This is a genomic window from Xanthovirga aplysinae, assembly GCF_009711365.1.
Taxonomy (GTDB): domain Bacteria; phylum Bacteroidota; class Bacteroidia; order Cytophagales; family Cyclobacteriaceae; genus Xanthovirga; species Xanthovirga aplysinae.
Map to the genome: position 1 here is coordinate 1 of NZ_SMMB01000582.1, position 2,545 is coordinate 2,545.

1 protein-coding gene is annotated in these 2,545 nt (G+C 40.0%); it reads right to left on the reverse strand.

Annotation, left to right across the window (positions count from 1 at the left end):
• On the reverse strand, positions 1-2,351 hold a 2,351-nt coding region (locus E1171_RS24700; protein WP_222931357.1), incomplete at its 3' end, for an FG-GAP-like repeat-containing protein.
• Between the last annotated feature and the right edge of the window lie 194 nt (positions 2,352-2,545).

Consider the following 2,545-nt stretch of genomic DNA (forward strand, 5'->3'; position numbering starts at 1 on the left):
TCATTTGGTAAATTCAACTCAGGGGACTGATCGTCCATTAAAACAACTTCCACCTTTGTTTTTGTGCTTTCACATTCGGTAATTCTATTCTTAGCCAACACATAAACAATTACCGAATTACTAACTTCTTCAGTTGTAAAAGTATTTGTATCGTCAGCCAAAACATTCCCATTCTCATCATACCAGATATACCTAAAATCTGCTTTTGGCAATTCAATACTAAGACTTACAGATTGGTTGGGACAAATTGAAGGATTTAGAACAGAAACTACTGGAGACGCCGGCAATGGATTTTCGGTTATCCCAAAAGAAGAAATATTATTAGTATAATCACACTCCAAATATATGGTATTAACCCTATCAGCAATTAAAGGCATACCAATAGGAGAGCCATCAGTAAGATCATTAGGATTATGATTGCCTAATAAATATAGCCCACTTAAAGTTTGAGGTATATCGATATCCTCTATGGTGATATTAATAGCATCAGAGCCTACATCAAGCTGGGCCCCCAACTCAAAGACCTTAAGCCTGTTAGGATTGGAGTTATAAGGATCACCATCAAATAAGGTTACGGAGGTGTTGGCAGGAATAGGGTGGTCTCCGTCATTCCTTACCGTAAAAGTCAAGCTGAAAGTACCCTCCGATTCACAAACTACCGGATTTTCTACACTAACCAAATTAAAGTCCATAGCGGGAAAAACAGGCTCTCCTTTATTATTTAGGAAGGTGGTTTGTACCAAAAATCCATTAAAAGCTGAATTATAATCTTCCTTGGTAAAATCTGCACCTGGAGGAACAGATTCATAGACAATTGGCTGGGGATGGGTCGGAATCGTCAAATCATCATTAACATTGGTCACATGGTAGCCGTGTTGGTTCCAAACTTTTCTTGCCGGAACCCAAGATGCATTAGCCGATTCGTAGACAGAAATATAACCTTTTGTACTATTATCTGGCCCATTAAAGTCCTGGGCAGTAAGGATAATCTCGGCCTGCCCATCTGCATCCACATCCGCTATTAATGGATAATCGGTACGAGTACCTGATTCAGACGTTACTTTTACTACTTCTTTAAAGGTACTCCCATCCCAACGCCATATATATAAATTGCCTTCATCCGAATAAATAATTTCAGTTTTTCCGTCTCCCTCAAAATCAAATAGGGTACTACCGGTCATTTTGGATCCGTCATCTGCACCTATGGTTCCTTTATTTTCCCACTGTTTTAAGTCTGGATTGTAGTCTAATACATTATACTGATGATGGGAAGCCAAACCAATTTCCATATAATCATCATCATCAAAATTCCCAACATTTGGCCGCCCGGCAGTAGACCCCTCGGCATTAGGCTCATAACTTATTTCAATCGTGGCCCCCAACTGTTCTTCAGTGTAGGGATTCCATACATAAACTGCAGCATTATCTGAGTTATTTGTAGCACTTACGATAATATCTATTTTTCCATCCCCATTCATATCGGCTATACTAGTGAACCCGTCCGCATTACTCATCTCTGAGATTTCCCCTTCTGCCGCTTTGGTGAGAGTTCCATGGTCTAAATCCACTAAATAAACGATATTCCCTGCGATTAACTCCAGGCCCCCTGCTTCTGCTCCAAAAAACTCCCCTCCTGGTTTGCTATCCCCCGGTTTAAATACATCGTAGGCTAAGGCATAAGCATCACCACTACCCAACCCAGCCGGTCGTCCCTGATTAGAGGCCCCCTCATCATTCACCAATCGGTTTAAAGTCAAGGCATTAAAAATCCTATTTCCCACATAGACCTCTGGTTCCCCATCCTGATTGAAATCAGCCAGTTGAGGTGTCTGGTGCTTATGGAAGACTTCCTCATCAGAAGTGGCTACATATCCTGTAGAGTACTCATATCGAACCAATATTTTGTCGTCCTCTACTACAAAAATATCTCCATCACCATCTCTATCCACATCAGCAATTGCCAGCTGTGAAAAGGCATGCGTTTTATTTATTTGTGAAATAGTTTTCTTTAATGTCCTGTCTGCTCCATTAAAAATCTGAATTTTTGCCTCATCAGGACGTTTTCCCACCATTTCAGGAATACCATCCCCATCCAAATCACCTACAAATACTCCGGATCGCTGATCAATAGGATATTTTTCCTTATCAGTCTTATGGACTGTCAACTTAAATTCAGGTATGAGTTCTGGCACTACTTGACAATCTGCTTCTGGCAAACCAAAATAGAAGTTTTCGCAACCATTTGGGCATTCACTTGGATCAAAACAATCTGTCAAACCATCTCCGTCATTATCTATTCCATCATTGCAATTGGTTATTGTACTCTGGGCCAACAGGGTAGTTGTTGCCACTCCTGTAAAAAAAATTAGTATTAATAGGGTAATCTTTTTCTTTAAGCCTTGACTAAGGATTATTCGTAGTGGTTTTATTATGTCGATTTCCCGCCATATCCTTCCTTTTAGAAATTCAACCACAGATTTTAACAAAATCCTAAAGTACACCCAAGGAAAAAACCAGGGACCAAGTATCGAATATTTCACCATAT